The organism is Methylibium sp. T29-B (genome assembly GCF_000576225.1).
GTDB classification, from domain to species: Bacteria; Pseudomonadota; Gammaproteobacteria; order Burkholderiales; family Burkholderiaceae_C; genus Methylibium; species Methylibium petroleiphilum.
On sequence record NZ_AZSN01000282.1, the window covers coordinates 1 to 2,727 of the forward strand.

Consider the following 2,727-nt stretch of genomic DNA (forward strand, 5'->3'; position numbering starts at 1 on the left):
TTTTCGGTCGGCGTCAACACTTCGTCCGCTTCATCACCGCACCAGGAACAGTCAGGCTTGCCTCGTCTAGATCGATCCAGGCCCACTCCATGTGCCGTAGTTCACCGGGGCGCAGGATCAGCAGCGCCGACAGCTTGAGCGCTGCGCGAGTCACCGGGTGGCCGGCATAGGCCATCATGTCCCGCAGCAGTTCACCACCGAGTTTGGGGTCGACGATCGCCGCATGATGGCGAGACTCCACTGGCCGGAGGGCATCCTTTAGGTCTCCCGCTGGATTGCGCGTACAGGCGCCAATGGCGATGCCGTAGCGGAACACCTGCCCGCAGGAATCCTTGATGCGATGGGACGTCTCAATCGCACCGCGCGCCTCAACCCGGCGCAGGCAGGTAAGCAGCTCGGGCGCCTCGAGTTCGGCAATCGGACGCCGCCCTAGCCAGGGGAACACATCCTGCTCCAGGCGAATGCGAGTTCGCTCGGCGTGGCCCGCGCTGACCTTAACTTGGTGCACGGTAGTCAGCCACTCTCGAGCAACATGTTCAAAGGTTCCCGGCCCTGGAAGGCCTGCAGCGGCCAGCGCTTGTGCTTCCACTCGCGCGATCCTCTCCACTTTGTCAGCCTTGCGGGCCTCACTGGGGTCGACGCCTGCCGCGATCAATTTGCGGCTTGATCTCGCCGCGTTCTGGCGTCGGCCAGCGACACGTCCGGATAGACGCCGAGGGAGAGGCGGTTTTCCCGCCCTGAAAGCCAGTATCGAAGCCGCCACCAAGCCGCGCCGGTCGGCTGAAGCAGCAGCGACAGCCCGCCGCCATCGTTCAGGGCATGGGGCTTGTCGCGCCCAGTCGCAGCTTTAATCGCCGCACGGATCGCTTTGTCGCTCAGGGTATTTGTAGCTGCCATGCCGGATAACTCTCCACCGATTGAGGCCACCCTAGGCCTGTTGTCCGGGATGTTATCCAGTGAAACAGTAGATGCAAGTGGACCTATCTGGCCCCAAGCGGACAAGAAAAAAGCGCTAAGTCTTTGATTTACTTAGCGCTTTCGCCTTTTCTGACCCCTTGTGGAGTCGTTAATGGTGGAGCCGGGGGGAATCGAACCCCCGTCCGCAAGCCATCCTCAGGTAGATCTACATGCTTAGCTGTCTGATTTGAGTCTCACGCCGCCGTCGCGCAGAAGCACGCTACGGACAACGCCAGTCACTGAGTCTCGTTGAACGCCGAGTGACCCGACGAGCAACCAGCCGATGTGCATGACGTCTCAGCCTTCCACCTTGCGGCTTGGGCCCGGCCCATCGGCCTGCCGTTGAGACGCTCACCGGTGTTTAAGCGGCGAGGGCGAAACGTTCGTCGTTCGCAGTTGGTTTGTTTCAGCTGGATTTACGAGCTCACTGATGCTCGGCATGCACCACTCCAATTCCGCACCCACGTCGAAACCAGGTCGGCCCCTGTACGTGCATTGTAGGTGGAGGGTCGGCGGGCCGATTCAAGGGCTGCGCGCCGACTGCGGGCGTCATTTCAGGCCGAAGGCGACCCGGGCGGTCGCGCCCTTGTCGTCGATCCCCTCGGTGCCGAGCCGTGAGGCCGTCAGCAGCACCCTCTCGGGCGGCACCTTCCCGGTCAGGTAAGCCTTGACGCGGTCACCGCGCTGGTCGGCCAGGGCCTTCAAGGCTGGCTCGCCGGCCGGTGCGCTGGCCAGCAGCAGGGCTTCCATCTCGCCCGGCGGCAGGCTCTTGGCCAGGCCGATGGCGTTGCGGGGCTTGGTCTTCAGGTCGGAGGCCTTGTAGGCGGCCTCGAGCCAGCGGCCCCGTTCGTCGGGCTCGATCTTCACGCTCTCGGCCAGCTCGCCGGTGGATTTGGCCTTGGCCGTGCGCAGCAGGCGGTCGAGGTACTGGGCGCGGAGCGCGGCCTCGTCGACCGCCGGGTCGGCGCGGCCGGTGGCTTCGAGCTTGAGGGCCGGCCGGTCGGTCAGTGCCTTGACCAGGGTGTCCAGGCGCTGGCGGCTGGCGTCGCTGAGTTCGGTGGAGCCTGGGGCGAACTCCACATAGCCCAGCTCCTGCCCTCCGCCGCCGAAGGCGCTGGCGAGCAACGAGAACGGCGCGGTGATGGCCTGGTGATCAGGTTGACGATGACCCGCACGACGATGCGACCGACCGAGAACTGGGGATCGTCGAGGCTGCCGCTGATCGGCAAATCGATGTCGATCACGCCGTTCCGGTCCTTCAGCAGCGAGACGGCCAGCAGCACCGGCAGCTTCAGCGCGTCGGGGCTGTCGATCTTGTCGCCGAAGGTGAGCTGGTCGAGATAGACGTTGTTCTCGGCCTCGAGCTTGCCGTTCTCGATCTTGTAGTGGACCTTGACCGACAGGGTGCCCTTCTCGATGCCGTAGCCGGCATAGCGGCCGGAGTAGGCGGTGAGACGGGTGATGTCGATGCCACGCGCGCTGGCCGTGATGTCGGTGGCCAGGCGCGGGCCCAGCGGGTGCATGGTGCCGCCGATCTCCAGCGGCGCGGCGCCGTCGACCTTGCCGGAGATCTTCACGGTGGCCGGTTGCGGGCTGTCCCAGGCCAGCGCCGACACCTCGCCGCCGATGTCGGTGAGCTTGGCCGAGTAGTTGGGGCGGATGAAGTTGTCGGTGAAGTCGACCGTGCCGCCCGCCAGGCGGATCTCGCGCCAGCGCAGCTGCGGTGGCGGCGCGGCCGGCGCTGCGTCGGCCACCACGGGAGCGGATGCC

4 protein-coding genes and 1 other RNA gene are annotated in these 2,727 nt (G+C 65.5%); all 5 read right to left on the bottom strand.

Annotated features, from left to right (window positions below; all coding sequences use genetic code 11):
• Positions 1-13 precede the first annotated feature (13 nt).
• Entirely contained in the window at positions 14-589 is a 576-nt protein-coding gene (locus tag Y694_RS22885; RefSeq protein WP_155935889.1) for a phage integrase central domain-containing protein, read from the bottom strand.
• A gap of 62 nt (positions 590-651) precedes the next feature.
• Positions 652-897 (bottom strand): Arm DNA-binding domain-containing protein, encoded by a 246-nt coding sequence (locus Y694_RS23860; RefSeq protein WP_081782304.1) that lies wholly within the window; start codon positions 895-897, stop codon positions 652-654.
• Positions 898-1,070: 173 nt separating this feature from the next.
• Positions 1,071-1,442, bottom strand: a transfer-messenger RNA (tmRNA) gene (gene ssrA / locus Y694_RS23865).
• 64 nt (positions 1,443-1,506) lie between these two features.
• Positions 1,507-2,037 carry a hypothetical protein gene (locus Y694_RS21075; RefSeq protein ID WP_036236296.1) on the bottom strand — a complete coding sequence of 177 codons (531 nt, stop codon included), beginning with the start codon at positions 2,035-2,037 and terminating at the stop codon, positions 1,507-1,509.
• Positions 1,962-2,727: DUF748 domain-containing protein (locus Y694_RS21080; RefSeq protein ID WP_155935890.1), on the bottom strand; the 766-nt coding region annotated here is incomplete at its 5' end. The genes Y694_RS21080 and Y694_RS21075, both read right to left, overlap by 76 nt.

Excerpts from the sequence above, each read along its gene's own strand:
- Y694_RS23860 (WP_081782304.1), bottom strand. The coding sequence starts at position 897 with ATGGCAGCTACAAATACCCTGAGCGACAAAGCGATCCGTGCGGCGATT.